At 68.8% G+C, this 18,866-nt stretch carries 15 protein-coding genes; 5 read left to right on the top strand and 10 right to left on the bottom strand.

Going from position 1 to position 18,866, the window contains the following annotated elements; all coding sequences use genetic code 11:
- Positions 1–93 precede the first annotated feature (93 nt).
- The 4 genes from AKI39_RS00855 to AKI39_RS00840 form a co-directional block, all read right to left on the bottom strand.
- Positions 94–1,701, bottom strand: coding sequence for a carboxyl transferase domain-containing protein (locus AKI39_RS00855; protein ID WP_066631567.1), 1,608 nt, complete (start codon positions 1,699–1,701; stop codon positions 94–96).
- Positions 1,702–1,715: 14 nt separating this feature from the next.
- Complete coding sequence (locus AKI39_RS00850) at positions 1,716–2,897, bottom strand: acetyl-CoA C-acyltransferase (protein ID WP_066641906.1); 1,182 nt, start codon at positions 2,895–2,897, stop codon at positions 1,716–1,718.
- 14 nt (positions 2,898–2,911) lie between these two features.
- Positions 2,912–4,090, bottom strand: coding sequence for an isovaleryl-CoA dehydrogenase (locus AKI39_RS00845; protein WP_066631566.1), 1,179 nt, complete (start codon positions 4,088–4,090; stop codon positions 2,912–2,914).
- 240 nt (positions 4,091–4,330) lie between these two features.
- The gene (locus AKI39_RS00840) at positions 4,331–4,714 is read right to left on the bottom strand and encodes a MerR family transcriptional regulator (protein ID WP_066631565.1); all 384 of its coding nucleotides are present in this window, start codon (positions 4,712–4,714) and stop codon (positions 4,331–4,333) included.
- Positions 4,715–4,784: 70 nt separating this feature from the next.
- Between AKI39_RS00840 and AKI39_RS00835 the strand changes: the two genes are divergently transcribed.
- The gene (locus AKI39_RS00835; RefSeq protein ID WP_066641905.1) at positions 4,785–5,855 is read left to right on the top strand and encodes an MBL fold metallo-hydrolase; all 1,071 of its coding nucleotides are present in this window, start codon (positions 4,785–4,787) and stop codon (positions 5,853–5,855) included.
- 25 nt (positions 5,856–5,880) lie between these two features.
- Here AKI39_RS00835 and AKI39_RS00830 read toward each other — a convergent pair whose 3' ends face one another.
- Positions 5,881–6,507 carry a LysE family translocator gene (locus tag AKI39_RS00830; protein ID WP_066631564.1) on the bottom strand — a complete coding sequence of 209 codons (627 nt, stop codon included), beginning with the start codon at positions 6,505–6,507 and terminating at the stop codon, positions 5,881–5,883.
- A gap of 75 nt (positions 6,508–6,582) precedes the next feature.
- On the opposite strand from AKI39_RS00830, the gene metC reads away from it, so the two are divergent.
- Complete coding sequence (gene metC / locus AKI39_RS00825) at positions 6,583–7,776, top strand: cystathionine beta-lyase (RefSeq protein WP_066631562.1); 1,194 nt, start codon at positions 6,583–6,585, stop codon at positions 7,774–7,776.
- Between the two features lie 75 nt (positions 7,777–7,851).
- Here metC and AKI39_RS00820 read toward each other — a convergent pair whose 3' ends face one another.
- The 4 genes from AKI39_RS00820 to AKI39_RS00805 all read right to left on the bottom strand — a co-directional run bounded on the left by AKI39_RS00820 (position 7,852) and on the right by AKI39_RS00805 (position 15,361).
- A complete protein-coding gene (locus AKI39_RS00820) occupies positions 7,852–8,496 on the bottom strand; it encodes a thiol:disulfide interchange protein DsbA/DsbL (RefSeq protein ID WP_066631561.1) in 645 nt (214 codons plus the stop codon).
- Between the two features lie 78 nt (positions 8,497–8,574).
- On the bottom strand, positions 8,575–9,303 hold the full coding sequence (locus AKI39_RS00815) for an SPOR domain-containing protein (protein ID WP_066631559.1): 729 nt from the start codon (positions 9,301–9,303) through the stop codon (positions 8,575–8,577).
- A gap of 6 nt (positions 9,304–9,309) precedes the next feature.
- A complete protein-coding gene (gene argS / locus AKI39_RS00810) occupies positions 9,310–10,995 on the bottom strand; it encodes an arginine--tRNA ligase (RefSeq protein WP_066631557.1) in 1,686 nt (561 codons plus the stop codon).
- Positions 10,996–11,212: 217 nt separating this feature from the next.
- Complete coding sequence (locus tag AKI39_RS00805; protein WP_158515138.1) at positions 11,213–15,361, bottom strand: DUF6531 domain-containing protein; 4,149 nt, start codon at positions 15,359–15,361, stop codon at positions 11,213–11,215.
- A 138-nt stretch (positions 15,362–15,499) separates the two neighbouring features.
- On the opposite strand from AKI39_RS00805, the gene AKI39_RS00800 reads away from it, so the two are divergent.
- Together AKI39_RS00800 and AKI39_RS00795 are read left to right on the top strand one after the other, a co-directional pair.
- Positions 15,500–15,844, top strand: a complete 345-nt coding sequence (locus AKI39_RS00800) for a DUF1840 domain-containing protein (protein ID WP_066631553.1) — start codon at positions 15,500–15,502, stop codon at positions 15,842–15,844.
- A gap of 101 nt (positions 15,845–15,945) precedes the next feature.
- Complete coding sequence (locus AKI39_RS00795; protein WP_066631551.1) at positions 15,946–16,263, top strand: hypothetical protein; 318 nt, start codon at positions 15,946–15,948, stop codon at positions 16,261–16,263.
- Positions 16,264–16,308: 45 nt separating this feature from the next.
- Here the strand turns inward: AKI39_RS00795 and AKI39_RS00790 are convergent, their stop codons facing one another.
- Positions 16,309–17,592 (bottom strand): amidase, encoded by a 1,284-nt coding sequence (locus tag AKI39_RS00790; protein WP_145925379.1) that lies wholly within the window; start codon positions 17,590–17,592, stop codon positions 16,309–16,311.
- A 232-nt stretch (positions 17,593–17,824) separates the two neighbouring features.
- On the opposite strand from AKI39_RS00790, the gene AKI39_RS00785 reads away from it, so the two are divergent.
- Positions 17,825–18,844, top strand: coding sequence for a LacI family DNA-binding transcriptional regulator (locus tag AKI39_RS00785; protein WP_066631547.1), 1,020 nt, complete (start codon positions 17,825–17,827; stop codon positions 18,842–18,844).
- Positions 18,845–18,866: the final 22 nt, after the last annotated feature.

Here is an 18,866-nt window from a genome sequence, read left to right as displayed (position 1 = left end):
GAAATACTGGCATTGCGTCGATGCAGGAAACGGCATGCCCTGACAACATCGGCGATACCGCAAGCGCAACGAGTACGTAATACCAGCGCCCGACTACATCCGGAACACGCCGAAGCGGGTTTCCGGAATGGGCGCGTTCAAGGCGGCGGACAAGCCCAGGGCCAGTACGCGCCGCGTGTCGGCCGGCGCGATGATGCCGTCGTCCCACAGCCGTGCGGTGGCGTGGTAGGGATGGCCTTCGCGCTCGTACTGATCGCGGATGGGCGCCTTGAAGGCTTCTTCTTCCTGCGCCGACCACGTGCCGCCCTTGGCCTGGATGCCATCGCGCCGCACCGTGGCCAGCACGCTGGCCGCCTGTTCGCCGCCCATCACGGAAATGCGGGCATTGGGCCACATGAACAGCAGCCGCGGCGAATACGCGCGTCCGCACATCCCGTAGTTGCCCGCGCCGAAGGAGCCGCCGATCAGGATGGTGAACTTCGGTACCGCGGCGGTGGCAACCGCCGTGACCATCTTGGCGCCGTGCCGCGCGATGCCTTCGTTTTCGTACTTGCGCCCCACCATGAATCCGGTGATGTTCTGCAGGAACACCAGCGGGATGCGGCGCTGCGCGCACAGTTCGATGAAATGCGCGCCCTTCTGCGCCGATTCGGAAAACAGGATGCCGTTGTTGGCCACGATGCCGACGGGCATGCCGTGCACGTGCGCGAACCCCGTCACCAGCGTCTGCCCATAGCGGGCCTTGAATTCGTCGAAGGCGGAATCGTCGACGATGCGGGCAATGACCTCGCGCACGTCGTAGGGCTTGCGCGTATCGGCCGGAATGATGCCGTTCAGCTCCTGCGGGTCGTAGCGCGGCGGGCGCGCGGGCTGCAGCGCCAGCGGTTGCGGCTTCACGCGGTTCAGCCGTGCCACCGCGCCGCGCGCCAGGCGCAGGGCATGATGATCGTCGGCCGCCAGGTGATCGGCCACGCCGGAGAGCCGCGTATGCACGTCGCCGCCGCCCAGGTCCTCCGCGCTGACCTCTTCGCCGGTGGCGGCCTTCACCAGCGGCGGGCCGCCCAGGAAGATCGTGCCCTGGTTGCGCACGATGATGGACTCGTCGCTCATGGCGGGCACGTAGGCGCCACCCGCCGTGCAGGAGCCCATCACCACGGCGATCTGCGCGATGCCGTCGGCGGACATGACGGCCTGGTTGTAGAAGATACGCCCAAAGTGGTCGCGGTCGGGAAAGACTTCTTCCTGGCGCGGCAGGTTGGCGCCGCCGGAGTCCACCAGGTAAATGCACGGCAGGCGGTTCTGCGCGGCGATTTCCTGTGCGCGCAGGTGTTTCTTGACCGTCATCGGGTAGTAGGTGCCGCCTTTCACGGTGGCGTCGTTGCAGACGATGACGCACTCGGTACCCGACACGCGGCCGATGCCGGTGATCAGGCCGGCCGCCGGCGCGTCGCCGTCGTACATGCCGTGCGCCGCCAGCGGCGACAGTTCCAGGAACGGCGTGCCCGGGTCCAGCAGCCGTTCGACGCGCTCGCGCGGCAGCAGCTTGCCGCGCGCCACATGCCGCGCGCGGGCCGTTTCGCCGCCGCCCTGCGCGGCGATGGCCATCTGCGCGCGCAGATCGTCCAGCTGGGCCTGCATGGCGCGCGCATTGTCCTGGAAGTCCTGCGCGCGCGGATTGATGCGCGATTCGATGATGGCCATGGCCGGCGCGCGCCTTACAGCATCTCGATGGCCATGGCCACGGCTTCGCCCCCGCCGATGCACAGGGTGGCCACGCCGCGCTTGCGGTCGTTCTTGCGCAGCGCGCCGATCAATGTCGCCACCAGCCGCGCGCCGGAGGCGCCGATGGGATGGCCCAGCGCGGTGGCGCCGCCATGCACGTTGATCTTGCTGTGCGGGATGTTGAATTCCTTCATCACGCCCATCGCGACCACGGCAAAGGCTTCGTTGACTTCATAAAGGTCCACGTCCTCCACCCCCCAGCCGGTTTTCTGGAACAGGTTCTTCAGCGCGCCGATGGGCGCGGTGGTGAACCACTGCGGTTCCTGCGAATGCTGGGCGTGTCCGACGATGCGCGCCAGGGGCCGCACGCCGAGTTTTTCCGCGGTGGACTGGCGCATCAGCACCATGGCCGCGGCGCCATCGGAGATCGACGCCGAGGTCGCCGCGGTCACCGTCCCGTCCTTCTTGAAGGCGGGCTTCAGGGTGGGGATTTTTTCCGGCATGGCCTTGGTGGGCGCTTCGTCCGTGTCGATCACGGTGTCGCCCTTGCGGCCCGCCACCGTGACCGGGGTGATCTCCCACTTGAAACTCCCGTCCTCGGTGGCGGCGCGGGCGCGGCGCAGCGATTCGGTGGAAAAGGCATCCTGCTGTTCTCGCGTGAATTCGAAGCGCGCCGCGCAGTCTTCCGCGAACACGCCCATGGCGGTCCCGCGCTGGTAGGCGTCTTCCAGACCGTCCAGCGCCATGTGGTCGTACACGGTGGAATGGCCGTAGCGATAGCCCTGGCGGCCCTTGAGCATCAGATAGGGCGCGTTGCTCATGCTTTCCTGCCCGCCGGCCACCACCACCTGCGCCGAACCGGCCGTCAACATGTCATGGCCCAGCATCGCCGCCTTCAGGCCCGAGCCGCAGACCTTGTGCACGGTGGTGCAAGAGACACCCAGCGGCAGCCCGGCGCCCAAGGCGGCCTGGCGCGCCGGCGCCTGGCCCTGGCCGGCCTGCAGCACGTTGCCCATCAGGACTTCGTCCACCTGCTCGGGCTTCAGGCCGGCACGTTCGACCGCGGCCTTGATGACGGTGGAACCCAGTTCGTGCGCGGCCAGGCCGGACAGGCTGCCCAGCATGCCGCCCATGGGAGTGCGGGCGACGGAAACGATGACGATGGGATCGGACATGATGGACTCCTGGTTCAAGCGGTTTCGTTGAAGAGCTCGCGGCCAATCAGCATACGGCGGATCTCGCTGGTGCCGGCGCCGATTTCGTACAGCTTGGCGTCGCGCCAGAGCCGGCCGGTGGGGAATTCGTTGATATAGCCGTTGCCGCCCAGTATCTGCACGCCTTCGCCGGCCATCCAGGTGGCTTTTTCGGCGGTGTACAGGATCAGCGCGGCGCAATCCTTGCGCACCTGGCGCACATGGCCGGCGCCCAGGTTGTCCAGGTTGCGGCCGACAGCGTAGCAAAAGGCACGGCAGGCCTGCAGGCCTGCATACATATCGGCGACCTTGCCCTGGATCAGCTGGAATTCGCCGATGGCCTGGCCGAACTGCTTGCGGTCGTGGATATAGGGGACGACGACGTCCATGACGGCCTGCATGATGCCCAGCGGCCCGCCGGCCAGTACCGCGCGCTCGTAGTCCAGCCCGCTCATCAGGACGTTGACGCCGCCGTTGACCTGGCCCAGCACGTTTTCCTCCGGCACTTCGCAGTCCTGGAAGACGAGTTCGCCGGTATGGCTGCCGCGCATGCCCAGCTTGTCCAGTTTCTGCGCCACGGAAAAACCGGCAAAGCCTTTTTCCACCAGGAAGGCGGTGATGCCGCGCTGCCGCGCCTGCGGATCCGTCTTGGCGTAGACCACCAGGGTGTCCGCGTCCGGGCCGTTGGTGATCCACATCTTGCTGCCGTTCAACACGTAGCGGTCGCCTTTTTTATCCGCGCGCAGCGTCATGCCGACGACGTCGGAGCCGGCGCCGGGTTCGCTCATGGCCAGGGCGCCGACGTGTTCGCCGGTAATCAGTTTGGGCAGGTAGCGCTGTTTTTGCGCCTCGGTGCCGTTGCGGTGGATCTGGTTGACGCACAGGTTGGAGTGGGCGCCATAGGACAGGCCCACGGAAGCGCTCGCGCGGGAGATTTCCTCCATGGCGATCATGTGCGCCAGATAGCCCATCTGCGCGCCGCCATAGGCCTCGTCCGCCGTCATACCCAGCACGCCGAGTTCGCCCAGCTTCTTCCAGAGGTCCATGGGGAACTGGTCGCTGCGGTCGATCTCCGCCGCGCGGGGGGCGATTTCGGCCCGGGCGAAGCGTCGCACGCTATCGCGCAGCAGGTCCAGGTCTTCGCCCAGATCGAAACTCAAGCCGGGAATGTCCATGCGTGTCTCCAAGAGAGTGGGCGCTCGCATTGGGGGGCCGCCGGGCGGCCAGGGCCGCGCCTTGGCCACGTCCCGGCCGCACGCCGGGCGCCGCGGGGACAGGGGCCCGGCGCCGCCTGGGGCAGCGCCACGGCCATCTTCGCTTTGCGCGCTGCGGGATGCAATGCTGCGGTGCTCATATTACGTTTACGTAAACGTTATATCAATACGCCATGCGGGTGGGGGACGGGGTCGGCAAGGCTATGCGCGCTCGTCCAGCAGCCGCCGGCACTCGGCTTCCTGTCCGGCGATCTCCGCCAGGGTGTCCGCGATGTCCTGACGCTGCCGTTCCAGCGTCACGCGGTGCCGCTCCAGCACCGCCAGGTACTCCCGCAGCTGCTGCGCTTCGGTGTCCCCGGGCCCGTCGTACATATCGATCAGCGTCCGAATCTCCGACAGCTGAAGGCCCAGCCGCTTGCCCCGCAGTGCCAGCTTCAGACGGGTGCGGTCGCGGGCATGGTAGACGCGGTTGCGCCCGTCGCGCGACGGGCTGACGATGCCCTGGTCCTCGTAGAACCGGATCGTGCGCGGCGTGATGTCGAATTCACGGGCGAGTTCGGAAATGGTCCAGGTGGCGGACGTCATGGCATTGGCACCTTACGTAAACGTCAATTATGATGGCCTGAACGCCACCGTCAAGCTGGGAGATGCCGTCATGAATCCAAATGAGCACAAGCTGGAGTACCCGTGGGGCGACAGCCAGCCCGAGCCGGGCGTCGCCGACGAGGTCGCCCCCGGCGTGCGGTGGATACGCATGCCGCTGCCTTTTGCCCTGGACCACATCAACCTGTGGTTGCTGCGCGATGAAATCGATGGCCGCCAGGGATGGACGGTGGTCGATACCGGCATCAGCCGCGACGAGGTCAGGACGCTGTGGGAGCGCATCTTCGAGGAGCAGCTGGACGGCTTGCCCGTGCTGCGCGTGCTGGTCACCCACATGCATCCGGACCACGTCGGCCTGGCGGAATGGATATGCCGGCGCTGGGATGCGCCGCTGTGGATGACGATGACGGACTATGCCGTCGCCTGCCTGTTCTCGCGCGGCAGCGCAACGTCCAATGGTGGCGCCGGTGCCGGCGGCGATGACGCCGTGGCGCACTTCGCCCGCCATGGCCTGGCGGACCCGCAAGCGCAGCAGCAGATCCGCGAGCGCGCGGGCTACTACCCCAACCTGGTGCCGGCGATGCCCGCGCGCTTCACGCGCATCCTGGACGGCGACCGCATTCGCGTGGGCGCGCATGAATGGCGGGTCATCGTCGGCCACGGCCATGCGCCCGAACACGCGTCGCTGTACTGTGCCGCGCTGAATGTATTGATTTCCGGCGACATGGTGTTGCCGCGCATATCCACCAACGTCAGCGTCTTCAATTACGAACCCGAAGCCAACCCGCTGCCCTTGTACCTGCGTTCCCTGGACGCCTATGGCGATCTGCCGGCCGATGCGCTGGTGCTGCCTTCGCATGGACGGCCGTTCAAGGGGCTGCACGAGCGCATCGCGCAGCAGCATGCCCACCATGCGGACCGTCTGGCCGAAGTGATGGAGGCTTGCGCGCAGCCTTGCAGCGCCTCGGATGTGGTGCCGGTGCTGTTCAAGCGCAAGCTGGACCTGCACCAGCTGACCTTCGCCATGGGCGAGGCGCTGGCGCATCTGCATGCCTTGTACTTCGAAGGGCGCTTGACGCGCCGTACCGGCGACGATGGCGTGGTGCGCTTCGTGGCGGCCTGAGCGGTCCGCCTGGCGTTAGCGGGCCCTAGCGCACCGACGTTGCCAATCGCAGCGCCAATCCCGCGAAGACCAGGCCGGCGCAGGTATACAAGATGCGCCGTGCGCGCGCCGAGCGCTGCAGCAGTGCGCCCGCCGCGCCAGAGAAGAACGCGATGGCGCCGAACACCAGCAAGGTCGCGAGCATGAAGACCCCGCCCAGGACCACGATCTGCGGACCGACCGGGCCCGCCGCCGGCGTCGCGAACTGCGGCAGGAAAGCCAGGAAGAACAGCAGCACCTTGGGATTCGTCAGGTTCATGACGATGCCGCGCGCGTACAGCGCGGCGGGCTTCATGCGCGGCGGCGTCGCGCGTCCGGCCGCACCGGCCGGTGCGCGGAATGCCTGCCATGCCAGGTAGGCCAGGTACGCCGCGCCCGCCCATTTCAGCACCGTGAAGGCCAAGGGGGATGCGGCGAAGACCGCGGCCAGGCCCACCGCGACCGCCGCCGTATGGCCCAGCAGTCCCGTGCACAGGCCCAGCACCACCATCAGGCCCGCGGACCGGCCCCACAGCGCCGATTGCATCAGCACGAAGAGGTTGTCAGGCCCCGGCGACAGCGCCAGCAGCACAGCGATGCCGAAGAAGGTGGTCAGGGTATGGAGATCCGGCATGGAAGAAGGCCGCCATCGAAAGTGGCATGATAGGGGAATCGGCAATCCGCTTGCCATCTTCCTTTCCCTGTCCTCATGGCCTCTCCATCCAAGCATCTAGATACGTTGCTGCAGCATACCGGCATCGCCGACTTCGATCCCGCCACCGGCGCGGCGCCCGTGGGGCTGCCGCCGGTGCGCACCAGTACCGTGCGCTTCCAGAACCTGGACGCGCTGGACAACGCGGAACGCCGCAAGGCCGCGGGCGAACGCGTGGTGGCGTATGGCCGCATGGGCCTGGACACCCACGTGGCGCTGGAAGATGTCTTCAAGCATCTGGAACAGGGCACCCACTGCTACCTGGCGCCCTCCGGTTTGTCGGCCATCACGCTGGCCTTCATGTCGCTGCTGTCGGCCGGCGAACACGCGCTGGTGGCGGACAACGTCTATGGTCCCGTGCATGCCCTGGACCAGGCCGTACTGGGCCGGCTGGGTATCGAGATCACGTATTTCGCGCCGAATCACGATGACATCGATGCGCTGGTGCGCCCGAACACCAAACTGATATACGTGGAATCGCCCGGCTCGCTGCTGTTCGAAATGCTCGATATCCCGGCCCTGGCGGAAAAGGCGCGGCAGCATGGGCTGGTGCTGGCCAGCGACAACACCTGGGGCTCGGGCTATATCTACCAGCCCCTGGCGCTGGGCGCGCAGGTATCCGTGGTGGCGGGCACCAAGTACGTCGGCGGGCATTCGGACCTGATGCTGGGCGCGGTGGTGACCAACGACGAGGAACTGGCGCGGCGCATCAACAAAACGCAGTACGCCATGGGGTACTCGATCAGCGCGGACGATGCCTGGCTGGCGCTGCGTGGCGTGCGCACCCTGCCGCTGCGCATGCCGCAGCACGCGCGCAATGCCTTGCAGGTCTGCGAGTTCCTGGCGGCGCGGCCGGAGGTGGCGCGCATCTATCATCCCGCCCTGCCGTCCGATCCCGGGCACGCGCTGTGGCAGCGCGACTGTACCGGGTCCAACGGCATGATGTCCGTGGCGCTGCGGCTCGCGCCGGCGCAGGCGAGGGTGTTCGTCGACAGCCTGCGGCTGTTCAGCATCGGTTATTCATGGGGCGGCTTCGAAAGCCTGGTGCAGCTGGTGTCGCTGCAGATGCTGGCGGGCCACCGTTATTGGCAGGGCGACGCCCAGGCGGTGGTACGGCTGCATATCGGCTTGGAATCGCCGCAGGACCTGATCGATGATCTGCGGCAGGCGCTCGACATGGCGGGCCGGTAAAAAACAAAAACGGCTTTCGGTGATGGCCGAAAGCCGCTTGGGGCCGTTGGGGCGGATCGCGTCCGCCTGCGTCGGTTACTTGCCGTCGCGCGCCATCGGGATCAGCTTGTTCACTTCATCGATCGCGCCCTGGTAGCTGTTGCCGGCCATGACCGGCGACGTCAGGTACTTGCCGCCCACCAGGTAGGACGGCGTGCCGTCGATATTGGCCTGCTTGGCCCACTGCGTGGCGCGCTCGGCCTGGGTGACGACGGAAAACGAATCGAAGGTCTCGTCGAACTTCTTGCGGTCCACGCCTTGCGAGGCGGCCCAATCCGCCATCGCGGCCTTGGTGAACAACTGCTTGTGTTCCTGATGGATGGCGGCGAACACCTTGGTGTGCAGGTCCGGGCGGTTCAAGGCCTGCAGGGTGTAATACAGCTGCTGCAAGGGCTTCATGGCCGCGTTGAATGCGATCGGCACCTGCACCAGCACCACGTCGGCCGGGGCGGTCTTGGCCCAGCTTTCCACCATGGGCTCCATCGCGGCGCAGTGGGGGCAGGTGTAGGCGAAGAACTCCATGACCTCGATCTTGCCCTGGTGGTCGCTGGGGATCGTCGGATTGATCACCTGGTAGGCCGGGCCGGTGGACTGTGGGGCTTGGGCGTGGCTGAGGGGCGCGAACAACGCCGTGGCGGCAAGGGCGGAAACCGCCAGCAGGCGGCGAAACAGTGTGGACATGTCGGTCTGGATCCGAGGTTGAAGTCTAAGACGTGTGCGGTAGACAGGCGCGGCGGGAGCGAGTTCCACCCGGCGGCGCTACTGGCGGACCACCGCCACTTCGATTTTGTTTTCTCCCAGCCGGGTGCGGGCGCGATTCATGTCGTCCAGGCGGGCGAACGGGCCCACCCGCACGCGATTGATCGGCTTGCCGTTGACTTCCGCGCGTTGCACGGCCACCGGCAGGCCCAGCAGCAGGATGCGAGCCCTGAGGGCTTCGGCATCGTCGGCGGCCCGATAGGCGCCGGCCTGCAGGAAGTACTTGCCGCCGCCGTCCTTGGCGGTGTCGCGGGCCGCCGGGCTGGCGCTGGCCGTCGCCGCCGGGGCCGGCGGCTTGGGCGCCGCTTTTTCGGCGGGTTTGTCCGCGGGCTTGTCCGTGGCGCGGGGCGCGGGCTCCGGGGTGCTGGGCAGCGTGGCGATCAGCGCGCCCAGGTCGTCCTGGCCCGAGGAGCCCGGCGCCGGCCCGGAAGGCGCGGGTTGGGCGCCCGGCACGGGCGGGGACGGGGTTGCCGTCGGACCGGTCGGCGCGGTGCCGGCGGCGCCGTCGCGGCCGTACAGGCCTGCGTTGGGATCCGGGGCGTTGTGCACATCGGGCAGGGGGGACTGGTCGGCGTGGCGCGAGGCCCGGTCGACAAAGGGCACCGGCGCGCGCGTGACGTAGAAGGCCACCGCGGCGGCCACGACCAGGCCGATGAGCAGGCCGGTCAGCACGCCGTAGAGCGTGCTGCCGCGTTCGGACGATCGCTTGGCGGGTTTGCGTTTGGCCATGGCGACCTACATGCGCTGGGGCGCGGAAACGCCCAGCAGCGCCAGCCCGTTGGCCACCACCTGCCGGGTGGCCGCCGCCAGCCGCAGCCGGGCACGCTTCAGGGCGACATCGTCGACCAGCACGCGTTCGGCGTTGTACCAGGCGTGGAAGTCAGCCGCGCAGTCGCGCAGCCAGAAGGCCACGTGGTGCGGTGCCAGTTCCTGGGCGGCGAGCTGGATGACGCCGGGGAATTCGGCCAGGCGCTGCATCAGCGCGAATTCCGACGGGGCCGTCAATCGCGTGATGTCGGCGGCGGCGATGTCCGGTTCGCTTTCGCCGGACTGGCCCACCATGGAGCAGATCCGCGCGTGGGCGTACTGGATGTAGTAGACCGGGTTTTCATCGCTTTGCGACAGCGCCAGGTCGACGTCGAACACGAATTCGGTATCGGCGCGGCGCTGGATCAGGAAGTAGCGCACGGCATCGCGTCCCACCCAGTCGATCAGGTCGCGCATGGTGACGTAGCTGCCGGCGCGCTTGGAGATCTTGACCTCTTCGCCGCCGCGCATCACCTTGACCATCTTGTGTAGCACGTAGGCGGGATAGTCCTTGGGAATGCCGAGGTCCAAGGCTTGCAGGCCGGCGCGCACGCGCGCCACGGTGCCGTGATGGTCGCTGCCCTGGACGTTGACGGCGCAGCGGTAGCCGCGTTCCCATTTGTTCACGTGGTAGGCGACGTCCGGCACGAAGTAGGTGTAGCCCCCTTCGCGCTTGCGCATCACGCGGTCCTTGTCGTCGCCGGTGCCCAGTTCGGTGGTGCGCAGCCACAGCGCGCCTTCGTCTTCGTAGGTATGGCCGCTGGCGATCAGCTGCGCGACGGTCTGTTCGACGCGGCCGGTGCTGTACAGCGAGCTTTCCAGGAAGAAGTTGTCGAAGGTGAGGTCGAAGGCCTGCAGGTCGCGGTCCTGTTCGCAGCGCAGGTAGGCCACGGCGAAGCGCCGGATGTCCTCCAGGTTTTCGACATCGCCGGTGGCGACGGTTTCCTCGCCATCGGCCGCGCGCACGGCGGCGCCGGCCATGAATTCCTTGGCGATGTCGACGATGTATTCGCCCTTGTAGCCGTCTTCCGGCCAGCCGGCCGCGTCCGGCCCGAGGCCCTTCGCGCGCGCCTGCACGCTGATGGCCAGGTTTTGGATCTGGTTGCCCGCGTCGTTGTAATAGAACTCGCGCGTGACGTCATGGCCCACGGCGTCGTAAAGGCGGCAGATCGCATCGCCTAGCGCCGCCTGGCGCGCATGGCCCACGTGCAGCGGGCCGGTGGGATTGGCCGAGACGAATTCGACCAGCACTTTTTCGCCATGGCGCGCCGCGCGGCCGTAGGCGTCGCCTTGCGCCGCGATGGCGGCCAGCACGGCTTGCCGCGCCGCCGCGGTAACGCGGATATTGATGAAGCCGGGTCCCGCCACTTCGGCCGCGTCGACGATGTCGCGCGCGCGGACGTCGGCCCTCAAGGCGTCGACGATGGCCTGCGCCAGTTCGCGCGGATTGCGCTTGGCGGCCTTGGCCACCTGCATGGCGACATTGGTGGCCACGTCGCCATGGGCCGCGACCTTGGGGCGTTCCAGCAGGATGACGGGCCGCGCTTCCGGCATCAGGGTGCCGACGGCGTTTTGCAGTAGAGAGACAAGAAGGTGCTGTTGCTCAGGGAGCATGGGGACTCGGAAAAGACGGGAGAACAGGCGGCGGGACGCAATGCCGCGAATTACGGGATGATACCGTGATTTATCCCGCCGCCGCCCTGCCCGCCGGGGCCGGCATACGGCGATACGGCGCCGATAGGCACCGGTGCCCGGGACGCCGCGCTTGCCGCGGCAGGCGTAGCGATCGGGACGGCGCGATCCGCGGCTGGCGGGGCCCATTGGGGGGTGTTCACGATGGAAGCTGCAGATCCAGCGTCCGCCGCAGCCAGTCGCGATAGCCCGCCATGTCTACCGTGCCCACGGCGGATTCGTCGGTGTCGGTCCACCCCCGCACGCGGTGGATGAAGGCCTCGACCTCGGCGCGCGGCGCGTCGCCGTATCGCGGGTGCTCGCCCTGGGTCGCCGCCAGCGTGTCGCCGCCGCCTTGCAGCACGGCGCGGTCTTCGCCGGCGCGCCGGCCCCGGCGGCCGCGTTCGTCATGCAGCACGGGGTTGTCGATGCGTTGAAACGCCGCGGGCGGGGGCAGGAAGGCCGCACCGGCGTCCGCGGCCTGCTTGAGCATCCATGCGAGCGCGACGTCCGACAGGTCGCCGCCCGGCCGTGCGCTTTCGAGGTCTGCCGGCTGGGGAAGATAGCCGCCGCCGATGTCGCCATGCGCGCCGATGAACGGCGCGCTGACCACGTTGGGACTGGCTTCCGGAGGCACGCTTAGCGGAAACAGCCTGCGGCGTTCATGCAGCGCCACGGCGTGCGCCACCCAGCGCCATTCCGCGGATACCGCCAGGTTGTAGTCCTCGTTGCGCGAGCCCAGTACGCCGAACTGCGCGACCGCGTCGAACAGCCCGACAAAGCGCAGGTCCGCGCAGGCGCTGACCGTGCCCAGCACGGGATCGCGCGTCCAGAACCGGCCGGCTCGATGGCGCTCGGCGATCATGTTGCCGAAGTGCATGGCCAGCGCCGCCCCGCGCGAGTAGCCCAGCAGGTCGATCGCGAGCGTACCCGCATGGCCCCTGGCCGCGATCTCGCGCAGCAGCGCATTCCATTGCGTCTCCAGGATGTCGGGCGATGAGGCGCCCGTGGCGGCGTCCACCATGCGCGGCCGCGCGAAGCCGGGCCCGCGATGGTAGAACACGGTGCCGTCCGCGTACCATCCGCTCATCAGGGCCACGTTGGTGCGCGCGCCGCGATCGCGGCTCGTACCGTCGAAGGCGAACAGCAGCAGGCCGTGCGGATCGATATGGCGGCGCGGCTGCTGGTCCGCGTAGCCGTAGGCCTGTGTATCGGGCATGGGGCCGGCGGGATCCGGTTCCAGGTAATGGCCGGCCCGGGGATCGTAGGTGCGCAGGTAGTTGTCGTGCAGGCCCGTTGCGGGGTCGTGGACATGGCCGGGCTGGCGCAGCGGCATGGACAGGTCGCCGCCGATCGCGATGGCGGCGCCCGTGGGCGACCACAATGCGCGCCAGCGCACCTGGCGGCCGGCATCGGTAATGGCGTGGGGCAGCCCGATGGCGTCCGCATGCACCGCATGGAAGACCGGCGGGTGCGTTGGGCCGTCGGCGCGGCCCAACGGGCGCGGCCGGGGATAGAGGATCATCGCCACCGGCACCCAGCCCGCATACACGAAGCGTTGAACCACGCCCATTTCGCCTGCGGGAAGCGGGCGTGCGATCGCGGCCAGCCGGTTGGATGCATAGAGATAATCCTCCGTGCGGTCCTGGGAACGGCGGCGGATGCGTTCGCCGTAGGCGTTGTGCGTATAGCGCGCCAGTTCGACGTGTCCCCGCGCCACGCTGGCCAGCCTTCTGTCCGGGCCGTAGTGCAGCCGCAGCTCGCCATGCGCGATGGGCAGGCCGCTGGCGTCGCGCCGCGCCCGATGGATCTGCGTCGTGGCACCGTCCTGCGTGGCCAGTGCGTCGCCCCCGGCTCGCCACGCATGGCGCCAGATGCGTGTCGCGGTGCGATCGATGGCGGGTGGGTGCGCCGCGGCGTGCGGGGCATGCGTGAGGGAAGCCGCTGGCGCATCGCCGCGGAAAGCCGGTACATGCGGATGCGGCGCGCCTTCGCCATGCCATGCCAGCGTGGCAGCGGCGCTGGCCAGGCGGCCCTCGCCGTCATGGCCGTAGGCGTACGCGCCGTGCCAGCCGGCGACGTGCAAGCGCTCTCCCGCGATGTGGCCGGCGGCGTCATAGCGCAGGCGCTGCAGCAGTATGGGCGCGCGGCCCGGCATCGCGGGGTCGTCCACCATCAGGGCATCCAGGTCGCCGTGGCGCAGCAGGCCTTGCGTGCGCAGGCCGTTGCCATGCACGTAACCGCCTTGGGGCAAGGCGCGCAGCAGCTCCTGGATTTTGCCGCGGTCCTCCCACGCGATGCGGGCCACGCGGCCGGCCGCATCGTAGGCATAGGTCAGCCGGCCGCCTTCCGGCAGTTCGTGCCGGAGCAGGCGGCCGTGTTCATCCCAGGTGTAGCGTTCGCGATAGCCATAGGCCGTATCGCCGGGCGCCAGCGCGGGACGATGCACGGTGCGCGCCACGAGCCGCCCCCCGCTGTCGTGGCGGCGCGTCTCGCGTTCGTGCGGATGATCCACGCGTGCCGGCGAACCGCCACGCCACGCGATCGTGGTCCGCAGCGCGTGTGTCGCCGAACGCATGATGATCTCCACGGGGCGGCCGGCATCGTCGTAGGCATGCCGCCAGACATCGCCGTTGGCATAACGCCGTTCCATCACTCGCGCGTCGTCGTCTTCCCGCCGCGTTTCCTCGCCCGTAGCATCGGAAGACCAGCCAGCCAGGCGGCCGCGCGCGTCCGACGTATTGAAGGACATGGCCAGGCCCGGCCATCCGGAATCCGTAGCGCGCAGCGCCAGCAAGGCGCCATCGTCGGGGCGCGCATCGCTACCGGCGCGCGAAGCCGCGCGCCGCGCCAGATGCAGGCCGTTCAAGCGCGTCAGCCGGCCGCCTGCGTCGTAGTCCGCTTGCAGCCCGGGCGCCGCGCAGCCCGGACATCCCGCGCCGTCCACGCGCAGCAATAGCGGGCGTCCGCCGCGGATGACGGTATGGAAATCCGTCGTGCCCGCCGGGCCGCGCACGCGCGTCAAGCCTGCCGTGCCGTCGGACTGTGGCGTTGCGATGTAGCCGATTTCGACGCGGTCGCGCGCGGCGTCCAGGGCACCATGCATCGACAGCACGGCACGGCCCTGTCCGTCGTAGGCCCAGCTATGCGTGCGCAGCGGGGCGGCGCCATCGCCGACGCGCCACGCGATGCCGGTCAGTAGATAGGGGTTGCCGCTTTGCAGCGCGGGTTCGTAGGCGTATTCGCGCTGCCATCCCGCCGGGTGCACGACCGTGCTCAGCCGGAATGCGCGGCGTGGGCCCTTGCCGGCCCGAGTACGCGTGTCCGTGGGATCCCCGTCGGCCTCCTCTCGCGCCTGCTGTCCAGCTGCCTGCACCGAGCCTGCGGATGGGACGGCAGGACCGCCCGGCGTGGCGTTCCTGGCGCGGGGCTGCTGCTCGTCCATACGCCTGGACGGCATATCGTGGCGATAGAGGTAGCGGCCGTGGGGCGTGTCGATGCGCGCCAGCCGGACGCCGGCCAGGCCGGCTTCGTAGGTGAAGCGCAGCGCCTTGCCCGCTTCGTCCACCACCTCGGCGATCGCGCCCGCCGTCGCGCCGGGCGTAGTATCGCGTAGGATGCGGACATGATGCCCATCCGCGCCGTCGATACGCGCCAACCGCCCGGCGGCGTCGAAATGCAGCGTGCGGCCGTCGCGCCATTGCCAGCGCCATCGGATGTCGCTGCCTTGCCGCCGTTCCAGCCGGCCCGCCGCATGGCCCAGCGGCAGGCACGTCGCATGGCAGCGAAAGTCCATGCGGCTGCCGTCGGCCTGGGCGATCTGCGCGCGGCCATCGGCCATGCGCCAGTGCAGGCGCGTGTCGTAGGAGAACCTCCATCCGCGTCCCAGCGGCCCGGCGCGCGTGTCCATCGCGTTGTAGTGCCGGACGAGCTCCAGGCCCACGCCGCCACCCGGGCCGGGCAGGTCGACCTCGCGCTGGTATTTGTTGCCCGTGACCAGATGGATGGGATTGCCGGCGCCCAGGTTCAGCATCGGCGCCGGCGCGCCCTGCGCGGCCGTATCGCCGGCCGGGCAAGGCTGTCCCAAGCGGGACACCGCGCAGGTCCCTTCATGCGTCGGCGCCGCGGCCGGGCCGTGTGGCGCCGCGGACGCTTGCGGTGCATACGCCGCGGCCGCGGCGGCCCGGCCCGCCGAACCGGCGGCCGCCGCGCCGTATGCCCACGCCGCCATGCCTGCGCAGACCGCCGCCACCGCGGCCGCTGCGACGACCTTGCCCACGCGACCGATGCGCCCAGCGCCCATCCCCATCTTCATGCCCTCCGGACGCACGCGCCGGCGCCCGGTGCGCGGCCTGTCGACGTCCTGCGCCTAGCGTGCGATTGGCAGCCTTGCCGCGTTGGGGTAGTGTATGAATTCGTCTCTGATGAAAGACCCTGGAATCACACCATGCTGATCTCGTTTCGCTCCAAAGCCGGCGCGGAAGTCCTGATGCTCTCGCACCACGCCGCCCCCTTGCTGCGGGCGGCGGGAAAGACCGTGCCCGATGCATTCCCGGAACGCGGCGTGTTCACGCCCGAGCAATTGCCACAGGCAATCGCCGGTATCGAAAAGGCGGTAGCGCTGGCCCCCCACCATCCCGAGGACCACGAAAACGATCCGGACGCGCCGGCGGTGCACCCCATGGCAAGGCCCGTGGGGCTGCAGCAGCGCGCCTATCCGCTGCTGGACTTGATGAAGAAAGCGCTCGCCAAGGGCGTGAACGTGACGTGGGAATTGGCCTCGTCGTGGTGACGCGCCACGGCAGCGCATGACCCTTATGCCGGAGGTTCGTACCCCCGGCCCACCGCCGCGCGACGCGGCAGGCAGTCGCGCAGCGACAGGAGGGTAGACCAATGCGCGCAGACGTCTCCATCCTTTACGATGCCCGACGGGCCATCCACCTGGTCACCCAGGTGGAACTGACGCCCGAAGGCACGGCGCGGGCGCGGGAATGGTTCGACCGGAACTGGGAGTTCTTCGGATGCGAGCCCTTGCGCCCCAGTGGCAAGGTGCTGCTGCTGGACAAGATACTGGGCGTGGCCGATGCGCTGGGCTATGACCTGCTGGCGCTGGACACGCGCCGCGCCCAGGAATTCGCGCACCACGCCGCGCTGGCGCTGGCCAGGTCGCGGATCACCGTCGACCTGCCGGCGCTGACCGTGGGCTATTGAACCCCTGAGATCGTGCGCGTGCGGCGCGCCATCGCCCGCGCCGGCTCAGCCTTGCGGACGCAGCTTGTCGTGCATCCACTTGGCGATGCACAGCAGCCGGTAGTCGTCGCCTTTCGGTCCCACGGCCTGCAGGCCCACCGGCAGCCCGTGCGGCCCGGTCGCAAAGGGCAGATGCACGCATGGCAGGCCGAACAGCGTCCACACGCGCCCGAACAGCGGGTCGCCCGTTCCCTGGTCGGCGAAAGGCGCCTCGCCCTGCGCGCTGGGCGTGAGCAGGACGTCGAAGCGTTCGAACCACCCGCCCACGCGGGCGTACATCTCGGCCGCCCGCTGCAGGTTGGCCTGGTGTTTGGCCGCGTCGATCTTGTCGCCACCCTGCAGCAGCGCCTGAAGTCCCGGACTGATCTGGCTGGCATGCCGTTCCCGTTCCACGGCGAGCGAACGCGTCGCTTCATGGGCCATGATGTCCGACTGCAATTGCACGAGGGCGCAGTATTCCGGCGGAAGGTCGACTTCCTGGACCACCGCGCGGGCGCGCCCCAGTGTTTCCGCTGCTTGCGCCAAGGCCTCGCGCGTTTCCGGCAGCGTGTGGCGCCATTGCGGGGTGCGGTAGATGCCCACGCGCGGCGGGCCGTCGTAGTTCAGCCGGCGTAGTGCCGGCTGGTCCATCAGCACCGAGGCGATCAGCCCGGCATCGTCGACCGTCCGGGTGAAACAGCCCACGGTATCCAGCGAAGAGGCCAGGGTCTTGATGCCGTCGCGCGGAATCGTGCCGAAGCTGGGCTTGAAGCCCACCACGCCGCAATAGGCGGCCGGCCGGATCACCGACGCGGCGGTCTGGGTGCCCAGTGCGAACGGCACCATGAAGTCGGCGACGGCGGCCGCCGAACCGCTGGACGAGCCGCCCGGTGTATAGGCGGTGTTGTGCGGGTTGCGCGTCAGCGGCGCCTTGAAGGTGGCGAATTCCGTGGTGACGGTCTTGCCGGCCACCAGCGCGCCGGCCTGGCGGCAACGCGTCACGGCGGCCGCGTCCGCTTCAGGACGGTGGTCCTGGTAGATGGGCGAGCCGTAGGCCGTGGGCAGATCCTGCGTGTCGAACACATCCTTGACGCCGAATGGCAGCCCATGCAGAGGACCGGTGATGGGGCCCTTATCCAGCAACAGGGCACGCGCGAGCGCCGCGTCCTTGTCCAGCGCGGCCCAGGCGTGCACGCTGTCCTCGCGCTGCTCGATGCGCGCGAAGCACGCGCGCATCAGCTGCACCGCGGACAGTTCGCGCCGTTGCAGCATGCGGACGGCGTCCAGCACCGTCAACTGATTCAAAACCATAGCCATTCAATAACTTCCCAGCGCATGCGGTCCGTGCCCGTGCATGCGGCATCGAGACCTTCCCGCGTCCCGCTCGCGCGCGGCGCCGGCGTGTTCCAGCAGCAATTGTGCCAGCCCCCCGGCCCATGACCATTCGTGTATTCCCCCAAAGCGCCGCGCGCTGCACTGCAATAACGGTGTCATGCACGGCTTTTAAGGTGAAAACGATTTCAATCCACAGAGACCCCTGCCCGTGCCCAGCAAACCTCTGCACCGGCCCTCGATTCTGGACATCGCTCGTGACGCGGGTGTGTCCCCGGCCACCGTGTCGCGCGCTTTCAACCGGCCGCAACTGCTGAAGCCGGACACTTTGCAGCGCATCGAACGCGTGGCGCGCAAATCGCGCTTCCGGCCCAACCGCCTGGGCAGCGGCCTGCGTTCGGGCAGCACCCGCACCATCGGCATGGCGCTGCCCACGCTGCGCAATCCGGTGTTCGCGGAATGCTTCGAAGGCGCCGAGGCCTGGGCGCACGACAATGGCTACAGCATCATGGTGACGACGACGGGCTACGACGTGACGCGCGAAGCCGCTGCCGTGCACAGCCTGATCGATCACCAGGTGGAGGGCGTGCTGCTGGCCGTCGCCAACGCCGCGCGCAGTGCCACCTTGCGCGAGCTGGCCGAGGACGGGCTGCCTTATGTTCTGGTCTACAACGAATCGCCGTCCCATCCCTGCGTGTCGGTGGACAACATGGCGGCGGCCGGCGATATGCTCTGTTGGTTGGCCGGCCAGGGCCATACGCGCATTGCCCTCGTGACCGGTCCCCTGGCGGCTTCCGATCGCGCGCGCCGCCGCCTGCAAGGCGCGCGCGCCTGCGCCCGGAAACTCGGCCTGCCGCCGCCCGCGCATCTGCCCATGCCCTCGCACACCGCCGCCGATGTCGGCATATTGCGCCAGGCCTTGCGGGAGCGTCCCGCGCCCACCGCCTTGTTCTGTTCCAACGACCTGCTGGCGGTGTCGGTCATTGCGCAACTGCGCGCCCTGGGCCTGCACGTGCCGCAAGCGTTGTCGGTATGCGGTTTCGACGGCATGCACCTCGCGGCGCTGATGGTGCCCCCGCTGACCACCGTGGAACAACCCAGCCGCGATATCGGCGCCACGGCGTGCGCGCAATTGCTGGCCCGCCTGCGCGGCGAATCCGCCGTGTCGCTGCGCCTGCCGCATCGATTGATGGCGGGCGGCACCGTCGCGGCCGCTGCGCCCTCGCCGTGACCGTCGACGTCCGCGCGCTTGC

Source organism: Bordetella sp. H567, assembly GCF_001704295.1.
GTDB lineage: Bacteria > Pseudomonadota > Gammaproteobacteria > Burkholderiales > Burkholderiaceae_B > Bordetella_C.
The sequence above is the reverse complement of the archived record's forward strand: the minus strand, read 5'-3'. Positions and strand labels throughout refer to the sequence as shown.